This window comes from Streptomyces sp. WG5 (genome assembly GCF_049974565.1).
GTDB lineage: Bacteria > Actinomycetota > Actinomycetes > Streptomycetales > Streptomycetaceae > Streptomyces.
This window is the reverse complement of record NZ_JBNGGC010000004.1, coordinates 74,226-96,224: the sequence shown is the minus strand read 5'-3', so window position 1 is coordinate 96,224 and position 21,999 is coordinate 74,226. Positions and strand designations below refer to the sequence as shown.

The 21,999-nt window shown below is 70.6% G+C and carries 13 protein-coding genes and 1 pseudogene; 7 read left to right on the top strand and 7 right to left on the bottom strand.

Annotation, left to right across the window (positions count from 1 at the left end; all coding sequences use genetic code 11):
* Positions 1-30 precede the first annotated feature (30 nt).
* The 4 genes from ACP4IX_RS05665 (at position 31) to ACP4IX_RS05650 (ending at position 11,045) form a co-directional block, all read left to right on the top strand.
* Positions 31-1,131, top strand: a complete 1,101-nt coding sequence (locus ACP4IX_RS05665; protein ID WP_426523695.1) for an SIS domain-containing protein — start codon at positions 31-33, stop codon at positions 1,129-1,131.
* Positions 1,132-1,185: 54 nt separating this feature from the next.
* On the top strand, positions 1,186-8,427 hold the full coding sequence (locus ACP4IX_RS05660) for an amino acid adenylation domain-containing protein (RefSeq protein WP_426554897.1): 7,242 nt from the start codon (positions 1,186-1,188) through the stop codon (positions 8,425-8,427).
* A complete protein-coding gene (locus tag ACP4IX_RS05655) occupies positions 8,424-9,599 on the top strand; it encodes an FAD-dependent monooxygenase (protein WP_426554896.1) in 1,176 nt (391 codons plus the stop codon). The genes ACP4IX_RS05660 and ACP4IX_RS05655 overlap by 4 nt, the downstream gene beginning before the upstream one ends.
* A gap of 285 nt (positions 9,600-9,884) precedes the next feature.
* Positions 9,885-11,045 (top strand): acyl-CoA dehydrogenase family protein, encoded by a 1,161-nt coding sequence (locus ACP4IX_RS05650; protein ID WP_426523692.1) that lies wholly within the window; start codon positions 9,885-9,887, stop codon positions 11,043-11,045.
* A gap of 73 nt (positions 11,046-11,118) precedes the next feature.
* Here the strand turns inward: ACP4IX_RS05650 and ACP4IX_RS05645 are convergent.
* The 6 genes and pseudogenes from ACP4IX_RS05645 to ACP4IX_RS05620 form a co-directional block, all read right to left on the bottom strand.
* A pseudogene (locus ACP4IX_RS05645) lies at positions 11,119-11,668 on the bottom strand (molybdopterin cofactor-binding domain-containing protein); the annotation flags it as partial.
* A gap of 57 nt (positions 11,669-11,725) precedes the next feature.
* A complete protein-coding gene (locus ACP4IX_RS05640; protein WP_426523691.1) occupies positions 11,726-12,055 on the bottom strand; it encodes a putative quinol monooxygenase in 330 nt (109 codons plus the stop codon).
* Between the two features lie 31 nt (positions 12,056-12,086).
* Positions 12,087-13,112: an NAD(P)-dependent alcohol dehydrogenase gene (locus ACP4IX_RS05635; RefSeq protein WP_426523690.1), complete on the bottom strand. Its 1,026-nt coding sequence runs from the start codon at positions 13,110-13,112 to the stop codon at positions 12,087-12,089.
* On the bottom strand, positions 13,109-13,924 hold the full coding sequence (locus tag ACP4IX_RS05630) for an iron-sulfur cluster assembly protein (protein WP_426523689.1): 816 nt from the start codon (positions 13,922-13,924) through the stop codon (positions 13,109-13,111). Before ACP4IX_RS05630 ends, ACP4IX_RS05635 begins: the two co-directional genes overlap by 4 nt.
* 1 nt (position 13,925) lies before the next feature.
* Positions 13,926-14,924 carry an amidohydrolase family protein gene (locus tag ACP4IX_RS05625; protein ID WP_426523688.1) on the bottom strand — a complete coding sequence of 333 codons (999 nt, stop codon included), beginning with the start codon at positions 14,922-14,924 and terminating at the stop codon, positions 13,926-13,928.
* 79 nt (positions 14,925-15,003) lie between these two features.
* Positions 15,004-15,798: an acetoin reductase gene (locus ACP4IX_RS05620; protein ID WP_426523687.1), complete on the bottom strand. Its 795-nt coding sequence runs from the start codon at positions 15,796-15,798 to the stop codon at positions 15,004-15,006.
* Positions 15,799-16,013: 215 nt separating this feature from the next.
* Here ACP4IX_RS05620 and ACP4IX_RS05615 point away from each other — a divergent pair, with 215 nt between their 5' ends.
* Positions 16,014-17,819, top strand: a complete 1,806-nt coding sequence (locus ACP4IX_RS05615; RefSeq protein ID WP_426554895.1) for a sigma-54-dependent Fis family transcriptional regulator — start codon at positions 16,014-16,016, stop codon at positions 17,817-17,819.
* 151 nt (positions 17,820-17,970) lie between these two features.
* The gene (locus ACP4IX_RS05610) at positions 17,971-19,188 is read left to right on the top strand and encodes a hypothetical protein (RefSeq protein WP_426554894.1); all 1,218 of its coding nucleotides are present in this window, start codon (positions 17,971-17,973) and stop codon (positions 19,186-19,188) included.
* A 301-nt stretch (positions 19,189-19,489) separates the two neighbouring features.
* On the opposite strand, the gene ACP4IX_RS05605 is transcribed toward ACP4IX_RS05610, so the two are convergent.
* Entirely contained in the window at positions 19,490-20,392 is a 903-nt protein-coding gene (locus tag ACP4IX_RS05605; RefSeq protein ID WP_426554893.1) for a helix-turn-helix domain-containing protein, read from the bottom strand.
* Positions 20,393-21,075: 683 nt separating this feature from the next.
* Here ACP4IX_RS05605 and ACP4IX_RS05600 point away from each other — a divergent pair.
* Positions 21,076-21,990, top strand: a complete 915-nt coding sequence (locus ACP4IX_RS05600; protein ID WP_426554892.1) for an MBL fold metallo-hydrolase — start codon at positions 21,076-21,078, stop codon at positions 21,988-21,990.
* Positions 21,991-21,999 lie beyond the last annotated feature (9 nt).

Below are 21,999 nucleotides of genomic sequence, written 5' to 3'. Positions count from 1 at the left end.
ACATGAGAAGTCACAGAGAAAGAGAAGCTCATGCGATCACGCCTCGAACGCTATCAGGAATTCCTGGAGCAGGAATACCGTGCCGGTTTCACGAAGTCGGATGAGTACGACATCTCCGGGATCTCGGAAGATCTCGTGAAGAGGATGTGGGATGGGCATTTCACCCGCATCGTCTTCAGTGGCATGGGATGCTCGGCCATCGTGTCGGACGTGATCAAGGTCTACTTCAACTCGATCAGGAGCGACCTCGAAGTACATGTCTTCAACGACTACGACTTCGAGTACCTGATACCGCGCTCGGTGATCGAGGACGACCGGACGCTCATCATCCTCAGTTCGTACAGCGGCCACTCCAACGAGCCCGTCCGGGCCTTCCACGCACTGAGCCCGATGCACGACCGGGTTCTGCTGCTCACCTCGGGCGGCCGGCTCGGCGAGCTGGGCGAGGAACACGGGGTGTCCATCGCGCGCTGGACCCTGAGCAAGCCGGACCGCGAGTACCCACTGTTCCATGTGGGCCAGTACTTCTCGATTCTGGTCGACATGTTCCTGAAGCTCGGGCTCCTGAACAAGGACCACGGTCCGGAAGTCCGCGCCCTGGCCCGGACCTTGGAGACCGACTTCACTCCGTCTCTGCGCGCGTTGGCGGCCGACGCCGCTGTCCGGAGCGAGAACGCCAACATCATCATGCTCGGCTCGCCGAAGTGGCACGAGAGCCTGCTGAAGCTCGCCAAGATGCACTTCAACGAAATCGCCATGGTGCCCGCGACGCGGAACTACTTCCACGAGTTCTGCCACAGCGAGGTGGCCACGCTCTCGGACCCCGTACGTCGTCACAGCATCCTCATCTTCTCCGACCCGGAGGAGGACGACTACACCCGCGCCAAGCGCAGGAACCTGGTGTCGCTGCTGACCGCGCCGATACCGCAGAACGCGAACGTCACGGTGACCGAGGTCGAGCTTGACCAGCCAACTTTCATGCGTCAGTACTTCACCGCTCTGGAATTCGTCCAGTATCTGACCCTCGACCTGGGAAAGGCGCGGGAGACGGCGTCGAGGAATCTCATTTCGGAGGCGGCAGGGAACCCCTGGTACCACGGCTCCACGATTGCCGCGGAGAACGCTGGCTGACGTATTCGGGCAGCTCGGTCATCGACAGTAACAGCCGAGACAGATGGAGCGATCTTGGATTCCCGGGAGCGTAGCACTCTCACGGCCTACCAACAGGACATCTGGGCGGCGAATTCCCTCTTCCCGGACCTCCCCCAGTTCAACTGTTTCATCGTTGACCGGTTCACCGGTGAGGTCGACGTCGATCTGCTCAAGGAGTGCCTGCGCCGTGCGGCCGACCGCAATGACGCGTTCCAGCTCCGGATCGACCCCGAGGACGGGACTCCGCGCCAGTGGGTCGAGCACGAGACGTTCGACATTCCGACGATCGACCTGTCCGGGACTGCCGCGCCGCGTGCGGCCTGTGAGGCGTGGATCAAGGACGCGTTCGACGTCGCGTTCGAGGTGGAACGTCGTCGGCTGTTCACGATCGCCGTGCTCAAAGAAGGCGAGGACACCGTCCATGCCTACGTCAAGGTGCACCACATCGTCGCGGACGCCTGGGGCCTGAACCTGTTCATGTCCCAGGTGCGCGCCGAGTACGACCAGGTGCGGCGGACCGGGAGGTTCGACGACCGGCCCGTACCGTCCTACCTGGACTACGCCGACGACGAGCGCCGCTACCGGGATTCGGCCGACCACGGTGAGGACCGCGCGTTCTTCCAGAAGCAGTTGGAGGGCGTCGCACCGGCCTTCTTCCGCCGCGCCGCACCGGCCGGATCGCGGGGCAGCGCCCGTCACGGCTTCCTGATCGAGCGCTCCCTCATCGAACGCATACGTGAGCGTGGGCATTCGGTCTTCGCGTACGTCGCGAGCGCCTTCTCCGTCTACCTCTCCCGGGTCCACGGCAGCGACGAGGTCGTTCTGGGCGTACCGCTGCTGAACCGGCCCACTGACGGGCAGAAGCGGACCGTCGGGCACTTCGCCAACACGCTGCCCCTGCGGGTGAACCCGCGCAAGGACCTCTCGATGAGCGAACTGGTCGCAGAGGTGCAGTCCGCCACCCGGGCGCTCAAACCCCACGAGCGATTCTCCTTGGGCGACTTGCTGCGCGCGGTTCCGCTCCGGGACAACGGCCGCAAGCGGCTGTTCGACACCACCATCGCCTATCTGCGCTGGCCGAGCCCGGTCGGTGTACAGGGCATGACGTACGAGACCGTCGTGCAGGCCCGGGCCCATGACGATGACGTACTGGCGGTCGTCGTGAACGAGCTGGACGATGTCAGTGACGTCCTGGTCGACATGGACTACGCCGTCGACGTCTTCGACGCGGACTTTCCCATCGAGTCGGTGGCCGCCCACCTGGAGGCGATCCTCAAGGGCGCTCTCGACCGGCCGGACCGGCCCCTGTCGGAGATATCCATGGTCGGCGCCGCAGAGCGCGCCACCCTGGTCGCGGTGGGCAGCGGTCCGGTGACCGACTTCACGCGGGACTCCACGGTCCATGCTCTCTTCGAGAAGCAGGCGGCCAGGACGCCGAACGCGGTGGCCGTCCTGGCGGACGATCCCGCCGATTCGCTCACCTTCGCTCAGCTGGACGCCTGGGCGAACCACGTCGCACACCAGTTGCGGGGCGACGGCGTGGCCACCGGTGACCGAGTGGCCGTGGCGGTCGAGCGCGGCCCGCAACTGGTCGTCGCGGTGCTGGGGGCGCTCAAGGCGGGCGCCGCGTATGTACCGGTCGACCCGAGCCATCCCGTGGAACGGATCAGGTTCCTGCTGACCGACAGCGGGGCCACGTCCGTACTGCTGGGCACCACCGTGTCCGAGCGAGTGGTGGGCGACACCGTAGCTGTGCGCCGCCTGGATGCCGCCCCGGGCGCCGGGCCCGCGCCGCTGGCGCCCGCCGGCGGCCCGCACGATCTCGCGTACGTCATCTACACCTCGGGGTCCACGGGGCAGCCCAAGGGCGTGCAGGTCGAGCATCGGTCCGTGGTGAACCGGCTGGAGTGGATGCAGCGCGGCTATCCGGTCGGCTCCGGCGACGTCCTGCTGCAGAAGACACCGGCGACCTTCGACGTTTCGGTGTGGGAGCTGTTCTGGTGGTCGATCACCGGTGCCGGACTCGCACTCCTCCCGCCCCGGGGCGAACGCGATCCCCGCGCCATCCTCACGACGATGCGGGCACACCGGGTGAGCGTGGCCCACTTCGTGCCCTCGATGCTCGGTCCCTTTCTCGATCTGCTCGAAGAGGCCCCGGCGCTGCTGGACGGGATCACCTCCTTGCGCCTGGTCTTCTGCAGCGGTGAGGCGCTGACTCCCGCACACGTGCACCGGTTCCACCAGGTCTTCGCGGCGGCCGGCACCTCGGCGCCACAGCTCGTCAACCTCTACGGCCCGACCGAGGGGACGGTCGACGTCACGTACTACGACTGTCCGGCGGACCCGGCCGACGAACCGCGGCGCGTACCGATCGGACGGCCCATCGACAACATCCGGCTCTACGTGGTCGGTGCGCACGGCGACCTCCAGCCCACCGGAGTTCCCGGCGAGTTGTTCATCTCAGGAGTCGGCGTGGCACGCGGCTACCTGGGCCGGCCCGATCTGGACGCCGCAGCGTTCGTCGACGACCCGTTCACCCCGGGCGAGCGGATGTACCGTACCGGGGACCGCGCGCGATGGCTCGCGGACGGCACCCTCGAGTACCTGGGCAGGCTCGACGACCAGGTGAAAATCCGCGGAAACCGGGTGGAACTCGGCGAGGTCCGCAACCACCTGACGGCCGTGTCCGGGGTCAGGGACGCGATCGTGGTGGACCGGACCACCCCCTCCCGAGGCGCCCATCTGGTGGGCTACTACGTGGCGGACGGCGGAGCGGAGCTCACTGACCTCCGGTCCCGACTTCTGCGTTCCTTACCGGAGTTCATGGTCCCCGCATTCTTCGTGCGGATCGACTCGATACCCCTCACGGCGAACGGGAAGGCAGACCGCAGCAGGCTGCCCGCACCCGCCGTCGAAGCGCATGCCGGAGCCACAGCACCCGCCAACGAGACCGAGGCGAAGATCGCGGCGGCCTGGGCGCTGGTGCTGGGAACCGAGGAGATCGGCGTCGACCAGGACTACTACTCCCTGGGCGGCGACTCGATCCTGATGCTTCGCATCCAGGCCGAGGCACGCCGCGCGGGCATCCACTTCACACTGGCCGACATGGTCCGCAACCCCACCGTGGCGGCGCTCGCCGCCCGCGCGACCACGTCATCACCGGACGAGCGGGACGCACCGCTGGAGCCGTTCGCGCTGGTGTCCGGAGTCGACCGCGCCCGACTGGCGGACCTGGCGGACGCCTACCCGGCGACCCGGCTGCACCTCGGCCTGCTCTACCACAGCAGGGAGCACGAGAGGACGGCCGTGTACCACGACGTCTTCCGCTACTCCCTCAGGACGGCCTGGAACGAGAAGGCGCTCCGCAGTGCCTTCGACGACCTGGTCCGGCGCCACCCCGTGATGCGCTCCGCGTTCGACCTCGGCGGATACTCCGAGCCCCTGCAGCTCGTTCACCGGGAGGCCGTCGGCGGGCTGGAGATCGCGGATCTGCGGAACCTCGGTGACCAGCAGGCGCAGGCCGAGATCGCCCGGCACATCGAGGAGCGGAGGTACCACGCGTACCGGCTGGACAGGCCGCCGCTCTACCTCTTCCGCGCGCACGTCCTGAACAACGACACCGTGGAGCTGGTGTTCAGCTTCCACCACGCGATACTGGACGGCTGGAGCGTCGCCACCCTCGTTCGCGAACTGCTGCAGGACTACCTCCACCACGCCGGCCGTCCTGTCGAAGCCGTCCCGTCCGGACAACTGCCCTCTCCCGCCCTCCACGTACGCGAGGAACGGCGGGCCCTCGCCTCCGACGAGACCAAGCGGTACTGGCAGAGGCTGCTCACCGGTGTCGAACTGGCCCAGATCGACGGACTGAGGCCCCACGAGCCCGCAGGCGGCGAGGGCGTCATCCACCACCGGGTGGAACTGCCGGACGGCCTCGGCACCGAGCTGCGCCACCTGGCACGCACCCACGGCCTGCCCGTCAAGTCCCTGTTGCTCGCTGCCCACTGCCTGACCCTGCGGCTGTTCTCCGGTACACAGGACATCACCACCGGTCTCGTCACCGGCGGACGGCCGGAGGAGGCCGACGCCGAGAGGATCACCGGGCTCTTCCTCGAGACGCTGCCGCTGCGCCTCGACACCCGGCCGCGCAGCTGGATCGGCTCGGCGCGTGAGGTCTACCGGCAGGAGCAGGACAGCCACCCCCACCGTCACTACCCGCTCAGCGCGATCCAGGAGGACCGCGGGGGCGACGTCATCTTCGAGACGGCCTTCAACTACGTCAACCCGCACGTCCTCAGCTCGCTCTTCGAGGGCACCGACATGGAGCTGACCGACTTCAGGACGTGGGAGGAGACGAACTTCAAGATCCTGGTGAACGCGGTCACCGACCCGGTGGACGAACGCCTCTGGCTGCGCATGGACTGCGACGGGCGCACCTTCTCCGCGTCGCAGGTGGAGAGCATCGGTCACACCTACCTGGCCATCCTCCGGCAGATGACCGAGCACCCCGAGGAGCCGGCCGACTTCGCCTTCCTGTGCGCTTCGCCGACCGAGGCGGTACTGCGGACCGGCGCTGAGCCCCGCACCCCCGGGGAGCCTCCCAAGAACGTCGTACGGCGCATCGACGAGCACGTCGCAGCCACCCCGGACGCGATCGCCGTCTCCTGGGGAACACGGCAGTGGACGTACGCCCAGCTCGACGAGGCGGCGCATCGAATCGCCCAAGGCCTGATCGGCGCCGGAGCACGGCCCGGATCGACCGTCGGCATCGCCATGGACCGCTCTCCCGAGACACTGGCCGCCGTCCTGGGCGTCGGGAAGGCAGGCGCCACCTGTGTCCCGCTCGACGTGAGCTATCCGCCCGCCAGGCTCGCGGCGATGGCCGCGCAGGCCGATCCGGTACGGATCCTCACGCACGAGGCGCACGCGCACCTCTTCGAGGAGTCCGCCCGGCTGTTGTACGTCGCCGACCTGCTCGCCGCGGAGCCGGCGCCCGGGGGCGGGCCGGAACTGCCGGACATCACCGGCGAGACCGTCGCCTACCTGCTCTTCACCTCCGGATCCAGCGGCGAACCCAAGGGAGTCGAACTCCCGCACCGCGTGCTCGCCAACTACCAGGAGTGGCAGATCCCCTCGGCCAGCGGAGCGGCCGGGGGCAAGACCCTGCAGTTCGCACCGCTCAGCTTCGACGTGGCGTTCCAGGAGATCTACTCCACGCTGTGCGGCGGCGGCACCCTGCAGCTGATCGCCGAGGACGAGCGGAAGGACATGCCGGCCCTGCTGCGGCTTCTGGACCGCGAGGAGGTGGAGCGGGTCTTCATGCCCTACGTCGCGCTCCAGCAGCTCGCAGAGACGTCCCAGGCGCTGGGCGTCCGCCCCGCTGCCCTGCGGGTGGTCATCTCGTCCGGAGAGCAGCTGAGGATCACCGACGAGATCCGCCAGTTCTGTGCGGCGCGGCCGGACACGGTCCTGGAGAACCAGTACGGACCCACCGAGACCCACCTGCTGACCCACCACACGATGACCGGTGACCCGGCCCTCTTCCCCGACCTGCCGCCCGTCGGAGTGCCCGTGGACGGCATCGAGCTGCACCTGCTCGACGGCCTGATGCGGCCGGTGCCGCCGGGCGCGAAGGGCGAGATCTACGTCGGAGGGGTATGCCTGGCGCACGGTTACCGCAACCGCCCCGACCTGACCGAGCAGCGGTTCGTACCGGACCCGTCCGGTGAGCCGGGCGCCCGTCTGTACCGCACGGGCGACCTGGCCAGGGTCATGCCCGACGGCAACCTCGTCTGGCTCGGCCGCGCCGACTCCCAGGTGAAGGTGCGCGGCTTCCGGGTCGAGCCGGCCGAGGTGGAACTCGCGATCGCCAAGCTCGCCGAGGAGCAGGCCGCGTCCGGCATCCGCGAGGTGGCGGTGGTGCCCCGGCGCCGGGAGAGCGGAGACGCGTTCCTCGCGGCGTTCCTCGTCGGCGACGCCGGCGCCGTGGACCTGGACGAGGTGCGTAGCCGGCTGCGCGCGGTGCTGCCGGACTACATGATGCCCGCGCACCTGGAGTGGCTGACGAGCCTGCCCCTGACGCCCAGCGGCAAGCGGGACGACGCGCTGCTGCGCCGCGTGCCGCTGGCCGCGCCGTCGTCGGACACCACCCCGCCCGCCGACGAGCACGAGAAGGCACTGGTGGGCATCCTGGCGGAACTGCTGGAGCTGCCCACGGTGGGCGTGCGGGACAACTTCTTCGACGTCGGAGGCACCTCACTGACCGCGATGCGGCTGGTGATGACGATCGAGAAACGCTACGGCGTCAACGTCCCGCTCTCCGCGTTCGTCGCCGCCCCGACCGTCGCCGGTCTGGCACAGCACCTGCGGGGCAGCGGCTCCGCGGCCCGGTTCGACCCGGTCGTGCCGATCCGCACCGAGGGCGACAGACCGCCGCTGTTCCTGGTCCACCCGCTGGGCGGCCATGTGCTGTGCTACGTACGCCTCGCCCGTCACCTGCCGCAGGACCAGCCGGTCTACGCGCTCCAGGCATCGGGGACCGTGGCGGGCACCGAGCCCCTCAGCTCGATCCCCGAGATGGCGGCGAACTACCTGGAAGCCGTGCGGCGCGTGCGCCCCGAAGGGCCCTGCACGATCGGAGGGTGGTCCTTCGGCGGCTTCATCGCCTTCGAGATGGCGCGACAGCTGCGGCGCAGCGACCCGGACGCCCTGCACGGCACCGTGCTGATCGACCCGATCGCCGTCAAGCAGGGGGAGCGGCCCGACGTCGCCGACCACTCGCTGCTGGAATGGTTCTTCTGGGAGCTGCTGTGGATGGAACGCGGCGGCACCGCACCGGTGGTCCCGCTGCCGGACGGCCTGGAGGAGGAGGCGAAGTTCGACTTCATCGTCGAACACGCCACCCAGGCGGGCGTCCTGCCGGCGGGCAGCTCACGCACCACCGTGCGCCGCCTGTTCGAGATGTTCCGGGCGCACTGGCAGGCGATCCTCACCTACCGGCCCGAACCGGTCGACGGGGACGTGGTGCTGCTCCGTGCGACCTCGGACCTGCCGGAGATCCTCCAGCCGATGCACGGGGCCGCGCAGAGCCTGCACACGGACCCCACCAACGGCTGGGGCGACCTGACCACGGGACGGCTCCAGGTGGTCGACGTCCCCGGTGACCACCTGGTGCTCCTGGAGGAACCGCACGTGAACGTCGTCGCCGAGAAGGTGGCTCAGGCGATGACGGCCGGCCGACCGGGCCGGAGGCGGCCGTCGAAGAGGAGTGGGACATGACGCAGCATCCCCCGCGCAAGGCCCTTGTCATCGGAGCGGGCATCGGCGGCCTCGCAGCCGCCGCGACACTGCGCCGCGCAGGCGTCGAGGTGCAGGTCTTCGAGCGGGCTCCCGAGCTGCGGCCGGGCACCACGGCGGTGTCGTTGATGTGCAACGCGGTCCTGGCGCTGCGCACCCTCGACATCGACATCGCCCCGGGGCTCGACAAGCGCGGCGAGGTCTTCGACGAGCTCAAGTTCCTCACCCGGCGCGGCCGTCCGATCAGGACCCTCCCGTTCCGTGGGATCTCGGACCGGCTGGGGGCCTCGAACTACGCCGTGCACCGGGCCGACCTCCAGCAGACGCTGCTGGACGCGCTCGGGAACGAGAACGTCATCGAGTTCGGTGCCACGGCGACTGGGTTCGTCAGCGGCGAGGACGGGGTCGAGGTCACCTTCGAGGACGGCAGGACCGCCTCGGGCGACTTCCTGATCGGGGCGGACGGCTTCAACTCGGCGATGCGCAGGCAGGTGGCGGGCACCGACGAACCGCGGCCCGGCAACTACGCGTGCTGGCTGGCCACGGTGCCCTTCACCCACCCGCGGATGAGCAAGGGCTACGCAGCGCACTACTGGGGGCGTGGACAGCGTTTCGGCCTCGCCGACATCGGCCGGGGCCGCGCCTACTGGTGGGCGACGAAGAATGTGCCCCCGGGTGCCTCCGGACACCTGCGGCGCGGCAAGGAAGGGCTCGCGGGCCTCTTCGCGGGCTGGGCCGACGAGGTGCGGGAGGCGATCCGCACCACCCCCGAGGAATCGATCGTCCGCATCACGGCCCAGGACCGCCCGTTCCTCCAGCGGTGGGGCACCGGGCGCACGACCCTGCTCGGCGACGCGGCCCACCCCATGCTCGTGAGTCTGGGCCAGGGGGCGGCGCTGGCCATCGAGGACGCCGTCGTCCTCGCCCAGCACCTGCGCGCGACAGCGGACCCGGTGGCGGCGCTGCGCGGCTACGAGGACGAGCGCAGGCCGCGGACGGAACAACTGGTCGCGGCGGCCCGTGCGTTGAGCGAGACCGAGCAACTGGAGGGCCTCCTCCCCGCCCTGGCGCGCGACCTCTACTTCCGCTTCACACCGCTGTCCAGGCTCACAGGTCAGAACGAAGCGGTCCTCACCTGGCCCCCGCTGGGCTGACCACACCCCAGGACCGCTGAAGGCCGACTCGCGGGTGGGCACACACGCGCCCACCCGCGGGAGAGTCCCGTCGTACCGGTAGACGTGAGCGGTGCGCGCGTCCGGGCGGTCAGCCACCCCGCTGCCGCCCAACGGACTCTTGAGGAACCGAGCCGCTCGATGATCGGCAAGCGGGCCGGCGGCTGCGCCGACTGACCGGGAAGCGGCAGGCCCGGCCCGCCGGGCGGACCGACCCCGCCGGCTCTTCCCGTGTACGGACCTCTCACTTAAGGACCGCTGAAGACCATGGACCATCGCCTCACCCCCGAGCACGAGGAACTGCGCCGCACCGTCGCCGAGTTCGCCCATGACGTGGTGGCCCCGAAGATCGGGGACCTGTACGAGCGCCACGAGTTCCCGTACGAGATCGTGCGGGAGATGGGGCGGATGGGACTGTTCGGGCTGCCGTTCCCTGAGGAGTACGGAGGGATGGGCGGGGACTACCTGGCCCTGGGGATCGCGTTGGAGGAACTGGCGCGGGTGGACTCCTCGGTGGCGATCACGCTGGAGGCGGGTGTCTCGCTGGGAGCCATGCCGGTGTTCCGTTTCGGCACCGAGGAGCAGAAGCGGCAGTGGCTGCCGAGGTTGTGTGCGGGGGACATGCTGGGTGCGTTCGGGCTGACGGAGCCGGGGTGCGGTTCGGATGCGGCCGGGACGCGGACGACGGCGGTGCGGGACGGGGCGACGGGGGAGTGGGTGATCAACGGGTCGAAGTGCTTCATCACCAACTCGGGTACGGACATCACGGGACTGGTGACGGTGACGGCGGTGACGGGTCGCAAGCCGGACGGGCAGCCGCTGATCTCGTCGATCATCGTGCCGTCGGGGACGCCTGGTGTCACCGTGGCGGCACCGTATTCGAAGGTGGGCTGGAACGCGTCGGACACCCGCGGGCTGTCGTTCTCGGACGTGCGGGTGCCGGGTGGGAATCTGCTGGGCGAGGAGGGGCGTGGGTACGCGCAGTTCCTGCGGATCCTGGACGAGGGGCGGGTGGCGATCGCGGCGCTGGCGACGGGGCTGGCGCAGGGGTGTGTGGACGAGTCGGTGAAGTACGCGCGCGAGCGTCGCGCGTTCGGGCGCCCGATCGGTGATTACCAGGCGATCCAGTTCAAGATCGCGGACATGGGGATGCGGGCCCACATGGCGCGGGTGGGCTGGCGGGACGCGGCGTCGCGGTTGGTGCGGGGGGAGCCGTTCAAGAAGGAGGCGGCGGTGGCGAAGCTGTACTCCTCGACGGTGGCGGTGGACAACGCGCGGGAGGCGACGCAGATCCATGGGGGGTACGGGTTCATGAACGAGTACCCGGTGGCGCGGATGTGGCGGGACTCCAAGATCCTGGAGATCGGCGAGGGCACGAGCGAGGTCCAGCGCATGCTGATCGCGAGGGAACTGGGCCTCCCGGCCTGAGTTCCCGCAGGCCGCGGTGGAAGGTCACCGCAACGCTCTCCCGCACACCTCGGCGAGTACCGAGCGAGACGGGGAGGGGCAGTTCGCGAACGCGGCGGCCGGTGGCGTGGAAGACGGCGTTGGCGGTGGCGGGTGCCACGCCGGCGGCGACGACCTCGCCGAGACCCTTGACGCCGATGGGGACGGCATGGAGGTCCTCGCCGTTGTCGAGGTGGACCGCCCGCGGGGTCGGGGACGTCGGCGTTGACGGGGACGAGGTGGTCGGCCAGGTCGGCGTTGACGATCCGGCCGTCGCGGTGGTCGGTGACGGTGTGCTCCAGCGGGGTCCGGCCGATGCCGCCGGCCATGGCGCCCAGGGCCTGACTCCCGGCGAGCTCGGGACTGATGATGCGGCCCGCGTCGTGGACGCCGAGCATCCGCCGGACCGGCGCCAGGCCCAGGCGGACGTCGACGGCGACCTCGGCGAACGTCGCGCCGAAGGCGTGCGGGGAGGACCGTCCGGGCCCCGACGGCGGAGCGAAGGAGCCGAGCGTCTCCAGGTGGGTGCGGTTGTCGCGGGCCAGGAGCCGCCCGTAGGTCTCTGCGCGGGCTTGGTCGCCGCGTACCCGCAAGCGGCCGTGGCGGGGGCAGAAGCCCGTACGGCCGGCTCCGGCCCCCTCCGTGACGCCGCGCGCCCCGCGTCAGCCTTCGCCGACCGCCATCTCGCCGAGCAGCGACCAGTCGTCCTGGGGCACCTTGACGTTGACGATCCTGGGGGTGGCGGCGAGATGCGGCGGCAATGTCCGCCGCGCCGCCCCGAAGTGCGCCGAGCCCACGTGCGCCGCACCGGCCTCGGCGTCCCGGAAGGCTTCCACCAGAACGTATTCCGCCGGGTCCTCGATGCTGCGGGACCAGTCGAACCACAGGCATCCCGGCTCGGCGCGCGTCGCGCGGGTGAACTCCTCCACCACCTCGGGCCACCGGTCGGCGTGCTCGGGAAGGACACGGAACTTCACGGTGATGAAAATCAAGGGGTTGCTCCCTTCGTCGTGCGGGGCGGGGTCACGGGGTGAGGATCGCCCGGCCCCGGATCCGGCCGCTCCCGAGATCGTCCAGGGCGTCCTGGAAGCGGTCGAGGGGGTACTTGGCGGTGTGCAGGCGTACGCGGCCCTGCGCGGCGAGAACCATCAGCTCACACAGGTCGTTGTAGGAGCCGACGAGGTTGCCGATGAAGTTGATCTCGGCGGAGATGATGTCGATGGTGGGGACGTCGATGTTCTCGCCGTAGCCGACCACGTGGTAGTCGCCCGCCCGGCGCAGCATGGCAACGCCGTCCCTGGTGGAGCCGCCCTCACCGACGAAGTCGATGACTGCCTCCGCCCCCTGCCCGCCGGACAGTTCGCGCACCCGGTCCACGTGGCCGCCGTCGACGAGGACCCCGTGATCGGCGCCGATGGAGACGGCCAGGGCCACCGCGTCGGGATTGCGGTCGACGACGACGATCTCGGCAGCGGTGATGGCCTTGAGCACCTGCACGCCGATGTGCCCCAGCCCGCCCGCGCCGATCACGACGCAGCGGTCGCCCGGCCGCAGCTTCCGGGCGGCCTTGGCCGCCGCGTGGTAAGCCGTCAGACCCGCGTCGGCGAGAGCCGCCACATCGGCCGGTTCGAGGGAGTCGTCGATCCGCACGACACTGCGCGCGGAGGTCTTCAGGTACTCGGCGTAGCCGCCGGCCGTGTCGATACCGGGGAAGAGGTTGTTCTCGCAGTGCACGTCGTCACCGGCCCGGCACGCCCGGCACAGTCCGCAGGTGATCAGCGGGTGCACGATGACCTTGTCGCCCTGGGAGACGTTGGTGACGGCGGTGCCGACCGCGTGGACCCAGCCGGCGTTCTCGTGACCGATCGTGTAGGGCAGTTCCACGCCGGACTTCTGCGCCCACTGCCCCTCCAGGATGTGGATGTCGGTGCGGCACACACCGGCCCCGCCGACCCTGACGATCACGTCGTACGGGCCGGTGACCTCGGGGGCCGGGACCTCGGCCATCTCGAGGTTCTTGCCGTAGCCGACGACCTGGACTGCTTTCACGAGACGTTCTCCTTCGGCGGAGCGGTGAGGTGGCGGAGATCCTTGGCGTGCGCGGGCCGGCCCGCCGCCGCGGAGTCCTCCTCGCGCGGGGCCTGGTCGGCCGCGGACTGCGGGTAGCGGGTGCGGAGCAGGCCCCGGCAGAAGTGCGCGTTGCCGTCGATCGACACCCGGACCGAGCGGGCGAAGCGGAGGCGGAGCGGAATCTCCCCCGGCGGGTACCGCCGCCCGTCCTCGTCCACCAGGACCGGGTCGGACGGTGCCACCCCGAGGCCCAGCGCCGCGCGGCGCCGCAGCAGCGCTCCGGTCGCCGCCGCCTCGGGCAGGTCGCCGAGCACCACGTCGTGGAGCTCCTCCTCGGTGAGGTCCGGACCGGACCGGAGCAGCAGGGTCAGCGCCCGTTCCATCGCCGCGGCATGCGCCTTGCGGCGGAACGTCAGCCGGAGCGCTTCGAGGTCCTTCTCCGCCTCGGCCCCGAACGTCCCGCGGTAGCCCGCGTCCGCGGCCAGGCCACGGTTGATCAGGTCCGAGTCGTGGTGGTCGTCGAGCAGCACCACGACCTCCCGGGTCCAGGGCAGTGCCGTCAGCGCGTCCTTGGAGTCCGAGGCCATCAGATAGGCGAAGTTCGGCGAACAGAACGAGGTGGGGAGCCTGAGACGTACGGTGAGCGCCCCGTCGGGGGCCTCCGTCACGGAGCGTACGAAACCGAGGTCGGTGATCGGCTCGTCCAGCTCCGGATCGTAGACCGTGTCCAGCGCCGCGCGAGCGGACCGTTCCCGCGCGGCGGCGGACATCCGCGGTGTGCCGGCGGACATCTCAGACCACCTCCGGTTCGGCGAGACCCAGTCCGGCCGGGACCTCGATGCCGTACATGGCGGCCGCGTTCAGGCCGAGGATCTTCTTCTTCTGCGCCAGGGTGACCGGCGCGTACTCCGTCAGGTCCTCGGGGATCTGGAAATCGACGAACCGCTCGATCAGCCACCGGGGCGTCCACAATGCGTAGTCGCTGGAGAACTGGATGCGGTCCTCGTCCAGCCAGTACAGCAGTTCGCCGATGATCTGCGCGAAATAGCGCGGCCGGCTGTGGATGAACGGCATCGCGACCGCGAGACCCGCGTGCACGTTGGGTTCCTGCGTGGCGATCCAGCAGAAGTCCTCGAGCCGGGGCAGGCCGCAGTGCTCGACGACGAAGTTCATCTCGGGGAACCGCGTGGCCGCCTTGTCGACGTCCGCCACGTCGAACGCGTCCCGGTCCAGTGGCCGGATGGTCGGCCCCTTGTGGATGTGGATGTTGTTGATCCCGAGTTCCTGACACGCCTCGAGATAGCGGTACGTCCACGGATCGTCGAGTTTGTAGCCGCGGCTGTCGCCCTTCCACTCGGCGGTGTACAGCTTCACGCCCTTGAGCTGGAACCGCTCGGCGTCCCGCCGCAGCCGGTCGAGGCCCTTCTGCTCGTAGCGGGGGTCCCACGAGTGGTTGTAGGTCAGCTTGTCCGGGTGCCGCTGTGCGAGCGCGAAGGACTCCTCGGTCTGCCCGAAGCCGTTGCGGTAGAACGCTCCCAGCCGCGCGGGCTGGAAGATGGCGTGGTCGACGTACCCGTCGGCGAAGAGGTCCTTCATCAGACGCTCGCCGCCGTAGTGGAGGAACTCCTCGTACGGCCAGAGCTCCGATTCCGGGCTCAGGTTCCGGTGGTAGTCGTAGAAGCAGTCGATGAACTGCTTGCCGTGGATGTTGAGCCGGTTCTCGGGACGCGCGTCCCAGAGCGCGACGTGCGCGTCGACGATGAAGTAGCTCTCGCCGTCCTTGGAATACATCTCTCTCCTCGGTTCGCGGTGGGTGGCCGACCGGATCGGTGCGCGATGACTGGCCGAGCGGGCGCTCGACGGGCCGCGTTCAGGAGAACTGGATACCGCCGTCGATCATGACGGACTGGCCGGTCATGTAGTCCGAGTCCCGCGAGGCCAGGTAGGAGACGAAGGACGCGACATCCGCGGGCTCCTCGACCCGGCCGAGCGCGATCGCCTCCGCGTACTTCTTGATGGCCCGGCCCTTCTGCAGGCCCTCGGCCTCGGCCAGCCGCTCGTCGATCAGGTCCCACATGTCGGTGCCGACGATGCCCGGGCAGTACGCGTTGACGGTGATGCCGTGCCGCGCCCACTCCATGGCCGCGGCCTGGGTCAGCCCGCGCACGCCCCACTTCGACGCCGAGTAGGTGCCGAGCAGCGCGAACGGGCGGTACGCGACGATCGAGGCGGCACCGATGATCTTGCCGCCGCTCCCCTGGGCGATCATCTGCCGTGCCGCGGCCTGGTAGGAGAGGAAGACGCCGCGCAGGTTCACCGCCATGACCTGCTCGAACTCGTCCAGTCCGGTCTCCAGCAGCGGAGTGACCCTGGCGATGCCGGCGTTGGCCACGAAGACGTCGACCCCGCCGAAGCGGCCCGCGACCTCCTCGACGAGTGCGTCGGTCTGCTCCTTGCTGGTCACGTCGGCGTGCACGGCGAGGGCCCGGCGGCCCGTCTTCTCGATGCCGGCCGCCACCTCGCTCAGTTCCTCGCCCATGCCGGGGAGGTCGGCGACGGCCACGTCCAGCCCGTCCTCGGCCAGCCGCTCCGCGATGCTGCGGCCGATGCCCCGGGCGGCGCCGGTGACGATGGCGGTACGGGCTTCGTTCCGGGCGGAAGTCATGGGTCCTCCTGTGCTCGACGCTGAGCGGCCGCACCTTCGTGCGGCGCCGCCCTCAGCGTGGAGGCAGGGGGCGCCGTCGAGTTTTTCAATGTGGAACACACCCCGGTCGCCCCTGATCAGGGCACGGAGAACGCACGGAGAAGTCGTGGGCAACCACCCGTTGACAGGTGCAAACGCGTTCGTAATATGGCGGAAACACGCTCATCGGAGGCGCCATGCTCAGTGACAGCACAGCGCGGGACCGGACCATCGCCCAAGCGCGCCTGAAGTTCCTCGAGAACGCGGAACTGCCTGCGGCGATCGTGCCCGAGGGCATTCTCAACTCCTGGCAGCGTTCCAAGTACCTCGGGATCGGTACGGACGAGGTGGTCGTTCCCTACAAGCCGGACTACGACCGGGAGAGCCGTCTGGTACGCGCCGCCACACCCGTCCTGGACCGGTTGGAGCGGGCGCTGGCCGGTTCGGACGCCTGTGTGATCGTGACGGACCGCAACGGCTGGGTACGCGATCGCCGCGTCGGCGAGAAGCGGCTCTCGGCGCACCTGGACCGGGTCCACCTGGCGCCCGGCTTCAACTACGCCGAACAGTTCGTCGGTACGAACGGCATCGGGGTCGCCCTGGAGGAGCGCCGGCCCAATGTGGTGCTGGGCACCGAGCACTTCAACGAACGCCTGCAGAACGTCTCCTGCGCCGCCGCCCCGATCCGGAACTCGGTCACCGGACGGGTCGAGGGAGCCATGAACCTGACCTGCTGGAACGGCCCGGCGCGCGCCCTCATGGCAGCCCTGGTGCAGGAAGCCGTCGATGACATCGAACGCGTGATGTACGAGTTCAGCAGCGCGCACCAGCGCGCCCTGCTGGAGGCGTTCCAGCAGGTCACCCACTACGGCGACCGGCCGGTGCTCTGTCTCGGCCAGGACCTCGTGCTCGCCAACACCGCCGCGTCGGCGAGGCTCAACGGCGACGATCACCGACTGCTGCACGAGGCCGCCGCCGAGCTCGGGCACGCGCCCCGCGCGCGAAAGCAGGTGCAGTTGACCGGCGGGGAGACCGTCCTGATGCGGTGCCGCCAGGTCGACAGCTCGGCGGGGGCGGCCGGATACCTGCTGGAGCTGGCCTTCACGGACCGCCCCTCCGCCCAGGCCCGTACCGGTACCGGTTCCCGCTCCCGCGAGGAACGGGACGCGGCCCGGCCGTGGCCGCTGCCGGGCCTGGCCGGCACGGATCCGGCGTGGAACACCGTCTCCCGTACGGTGTCGCGCTGCGCCCGCGCACGGACGCCGCTCCTGCTCCACGGCGAGACCGGAACAGGGAAGTCCGCGCTGGTCCGTGCCGCGCACGCGCTGACCGGGGCGGCCTCGGCACCCGTCGTCGTGGACGCCGCGGCGCCCGGGGCCGCCGAGGCCGGGAACGACCTGTCGGCTGCCCTGCGTGCGGTGCCCACCGGACCGGGCCGCGCCCTGGTCCTGCGCAATGCCGACGCGGTGGCCCCCGGGCAGGGACCCGCCGTCGCCCGGGCGCTGGACGCCGCGGCGGCACAGGGCACATGGGTCGTGGGGACGCTCCGCCGCGCACCGGGCGTACCGGAGCCGCTGAGGCACTGCTTCCTCGAAACGGCGGCGGTCCCCGCCCTGCGGCACCGTCTCACGGACCTCCCGGCCCTGGTCGACCGTCTGCTGCAACGCATCGGCGCGGGCGTGACGTGCGCCCCGGAGGTCCTGCCGCTGCTGCGCCGGCACGACTGGCCCGGCAACATCCGCCAGCTGAGTCTCGTCCTGAGCAAGGCCGCCGCGGGCCGCCGTACGTACCGGATCGAGCTCCGCGACCTGCCGCCGTCCCTGCACAGCACGGGCAACCGCTCCCTGAGCGCCTGGGAAGCGTCCGAGCGCGACACCCTGGTCCAGGCCCTGCTGGAAGCGGACGGCAACAAACTGCTCGCGGCCCAGCGGCTCGGCATCTCCCGTACGACGATCTACCGCAAGATGAGGGCCTACGGCATCACGCTCCCCGCACGCCGCTGACACGGGCGGGGAGCGGCCGGGAAGCGGGCTCCGGGCCAGGGGCGACCGTACCGGTCCCAACCCGGACCGGAAGCCCGGCCGTCCGACGTGGAGCCGGAGAGCGTCGGCCGGCGTCCTCGGTGGTAAGCAACCACCACGGAGGGGCACCCCGATGGATCAGCGAACGTCCGACCGCACCGCCGACGCGACCACCGAGTTCGAGAGGGACGTCGTCAAGCTGTTGCTGGAGACGATGCGCGCGGTGGCCGAGCAGGAACGTGCGGATGTCGGTACGGAAGGCCTGTTGTACGCACTCGTGTCGGGCGAATGGGCCGCGGGCTCGGCGATCGCCCCCGGAATGAGGGCCTCCGGCTCACTCGGCGGCTCGATCGCGGCCCGGGGGACATCGGTGTGGATCAGCGGGGACGCCGGTGACGGCGAGGTGGGGAGCCCGGACGACGAGCGGGAGATCGACGCCTTCTGGCGGGAGGTCCGGCAGGAGGAGACCAAGAGGCTGCGCTGGAGGAACCGGAAGGAGGAGGAGCCGGAGGGCTTCGCGCTCCCGCCGATGACCGCCGCGTTGCGCACCTGTCTGCGCAAGGCGCTGGAGGCGGCACGGGAAGAGGGCACCGTTTCCGTACGCGTCCGCCACGTGGCGCGGGCACTGGTCGAGCAGCCCGGTACGCGGGCCCGCGAGGCCATGGTGGTGGAGAAGCTGGATGTCGCGGCCGCCTCGACCGCGCTCCACCCGCTGCGGGGGAGCGACGAAGCGCCGGAGCCCGGTCCGGTGCTGATGATGCGCAAGGCGGGGACGTTCGGGAAGAGCGGTAATCCACTGACCCGGAAGTTCGTCGCCTGGGTGTTCGGGGGCGGCGCCGGGTTCGGCTCCGCGGTCGTCGGCGCGGTGCGCTCGGAGGCACAGCGCAGCGCGGTGCGGCGCGGGGCGGCGGAGACGGAAGCGGTCGATGTGCTGCTGGGGATCCTGGCGCTGGACCGGTCGTTGACCGTCGCGGACCGTGAGCTGCCCGAGGAGCTGACCGGAGCGAACCGGGGGGCGGAACTCCTGCGCCGGCACGGCGCACGACTGGGTGCCGTCGCCCGGGTGCTGCTCCCCTCCACCGGGGTCGCGGAGGGGGTGCCCCCGGAGGTCGCCGGCTCCGCCGACTTCGAGCGACGGCTCCTGCACGTCACGCAGTTCACCGCCTCCGCTCAGGGCTCGCCGACGGTCGGTACGACCCATCTGCTGGCGGCCCTGCTGGACGGGGCCGGGACGGACCCGGAGTCCGCGGCGGAGGTCGGGCGGGTGCTGACGGAGAGCGGGGTGGACGTCGACGGGCTGCGTGCGGAGCCGGAGCTTCGGGTTCCCGGAGGAGCGGCACAAGGAGTCTGAGACCGACGCGGTTCACCAGCGCGCACGACGTGGGCGGCTGCCGGGGGTGCCACTCGCACGGAGGACCGCCGGCGTCTTCAGGACGGTCCACCCGCGGCTGCCGCGCTCGTCGTGTGCCGGGTGCCCTGGGGCGGACTCCCGCTGAGGGGCGGCGAGTTCCGTCCCCCCAGTCCGACGGGCCGGCACCGTGCGCCAGGTGAGCAAGGGCGTCATGCGGTCCGGCGCGGAACGAGGTCCTGTGAACGGCGCCGGCTCCCAGCAGACCGCCGGGCGCGCCGGCACGGTGTCACGTCTGATGGCTTCACCGAGCAGGACCGGGAGCGGGGCGCTCCGGACGGGCGGACGGGGCGGACGGGGCGGTCGCCCGGGAGAGCAGGTGGAGCGCGGCCTGCGACGGGGAGTCGGGCTCGGCGATGGCGAGCACGATGTGCCGTTCCTCGTCCTGCGGGGGACGCAGGCTCTGCTGCGTCACGGTGAGGCTGCCGACCAGCGGGTGGTGCATCTCGTACGTCGCGGAATCACAGGGACTGACCCTGTGATCGGCCCACATGGCGGCGAACTCCGGACTCCCCATCGTCAACTCGCCGACGAGTGAGGTGAGCAGCGTGTCGTCGGGGTGCCGGCCGGCCGTCATACGGAGGTTCTCGACGACGGCCCTCGCCTTGCTCGGCCAGTCGGCGTACAGCGCGCGGGTGTGGGGGTCGAGGAAGACGAGGCGGGCCAGGTTGGGGCGGTCGCCGGGCTCCGCCGGGCGGGCCGGGTCGATGTGGGAGGCGAACAGCGCGTGTCCCATCCGGTTCCAGGCCAGTACGTCACCGCGCCGCCCGCTGACGAGGGCGGGAACGTCACCGAAGGCGGCCAGGAGGGCGAAGGTCGCCGCGTCGACGTGTTCGGCGGGCGGGCGGCGGACGACCGTGCGCCGCCTCGCGCTGTCCGCCAGGTCGTGGAGGTGACGCTGCTCGGCCTCGTCCAGGCGCAGCGCCCGGCCGATGGCGTCGAGGACCTCCGGTGAGGCGCCCACGGACTGGCCCTGTTCCAGACGGGTGTAGTACGAGGAACTCACGCCGGCCAGCAGTGCCAGTTCTTCACGGCGCAGACCGGGCACCCGGCGCCGGTCCCCGTAGTCCGGCAGCCCCACGTCCTCGGGGCGCAGATGGGCCCGCCGGGTCTGCAGGAAGTTCCCGAGTCCTCGCTGTCCGCTCATGAGACCCAGTATGTGGACCCCGCCGGCCGGCAACCTGACCCGGTCGGGGATAGGCACCGCCGGGTCTGGCTCGGCCGCCGTGATGCCGCTGACATGGGTCCTGCACCGTTCACCTGCTGCGACGACGGCACGCCCCGCGCAGCGCACATCCCGTGAGGACGACCACATGACCGAGACCTCTGACACCGCCACTCCGTTCCGCCACGCTCCCCGGGGGCTTCCGCGTCGGCGGTGAGCCCGAAGCCGACCGGCTGGGCCACGGCACGACGCACATCACCGGCCCGCGGGACCGGGGCCGGCCCGCGACGGAGCCGAGGCCGTGCGGGCACCGCGCCGCGTCGCCACCGGCCGGCCGTGAGCCGGGCGGCCCGCTGGAGGCCCCGGCCGGGGGGCACGACGCGGCCCTCGCGCGGCGGGCCCCGCCGGGGTCGCTCCACGTGCTCCGAACGGGCCGCCGATCCCGGCACCCGGAAGGCGGCCCACCTGGAGGAGCACCCTCCGCTTCCTCGGCGGGCCCCGGCGAAGCCGGCGTCGAAGCGCCGGACCGCACCGCCGGGCGAGGCGCCGGACCGTACCGCCGGGCGAGGCGGCACCACCAGCCGCTGACGCCGGGGCATCCCCGCCCCGCCACCGACAGCCGTCCTGCCGGACGGACCTGACGCGAAACGTATGGGAGACCGACCGTGAACACCATCACCCTGGGTGACGTCACACTCACCCGCGTCCGGGAGTACTTCGGGCCCGTGGACATGACTCCCGAGACGTTCTTCCCGGACAGCCCCGAGAGGGCGTGGGAAGAACACCGCACCCTGCTGGTCCCGGACTTCCTGGACGACGACACCCGGATCGTCAACTCGGCGATCCAGACCTGGCTGCTGCGCAGCGAGGGCAGGACCATCCTCGTCGACACCGGCGTCGGCAATCACAAGGAGCGCCCCTACGCCCCCGTGTGGAGCCGGATGGACACCGGATTCCTCGACAACCTCGCCCGCGCCGGGGTCCGCCCCGAGGACGTGGACATCGTGATCAACACGCACCTTCACATCGATCACGTCGGCTGGAACACGTATCTCGACGGGCGCACCTGGGTTCCCACCTTTCCCAACGCCACCTACCTGATGCCGAAGGCCGACTTCGACTTCTGGAACCCGGAGAACGGGCACGAGTCCGTACTCGGCCGCGGCAACCAGAACGTGTTCGAGGACAGCGTCGTCCCGGTGTACCGGGCCGGCCAGGCACTGCTGTGGGAGGACAGCCACCAGATCGACGCCGCTCTGCGCCTGGAACCCGCACCGGGACACACCCCCGGCTCCTCCGTGCTGACCCTCACCTCCGGGACGGACCGCGCGGTCTTCGTCGGCGACCTGCTGCACAGCCCGGTGCAGGTCTTCGAACCGGACTCCAACAGCTGCTTCTGCGAGGACCCCGCGCAGGCGCGCGCCACCCGTCACGCGGTGCTGGGCCGGGCAGCGGACACCAACGCGCTCGTCATCCCCGCACACCTGGGCGGCCACGGCGCCGCCGAGGTGGTGCGCGACGGCAGCAGGTTCGCCGTCAAGGGCTGGGCCCCCTTCACCCCGTACACCGAACAGGGCTGAGCCCTGCGG